This window comes from Pseudomonas sp. SIMBA_067 (assembly GCF_046534675.1).
GTDB lineage: Bacteria > Pseudomonadota > Gammaproteobacteria > Pseudomonadales > Pseudomonadaceae > Aquipseudomonas > Aquipseudomonas putida.
The window spans coordinates 1-252 of sequence record NZ_JAWRYH010000931.1 but is presented as its reverse complement, the minus strand read 5'-3'; the positions used below and the strand labels follow the sequence as shown (position 1 = coordinate 252).

The window sequence follows — 252 nt, the reverse complement described above, 5'->3', positions numbered from 1 at the left end:
CAGCCAGGCAACCAGCGCCGCAGGCACCGGCGCATAAACCATGAAATAGGCGCGGGCAAAACCAAACACAATGCTGGCGTCATTCACATCGGTCAGACAGGTGTCGATCCATAGTTCGCCTGTTTCACTGCGCTGGATCGGCAGCAGACAGGGCAAGATGCCCTCCGGCAGATGCAGGCGCGCCACCAGCCAGGCGGTTTTGTTACGATAGAAGAGTTCACTGTTGACCTCGAGCCAGCCCTGGTTCAGCCG

The 252-nt window shown here is 59.1% G+C and carries 1 protein-coding gene; it reads right to left on the bottom strand.

Annotation, left to right across the window (positions count from 1 at the left end):
- Positions 1-252 (bottom strand): isocitrate dehydrogenase kinase/phosphatase AceK regulatory subunit (locus tag SB765_RS31935; RefSeq protein ID WP_410932798.1); only part of this gene is annotated, 252 nt, incomplete at both ends.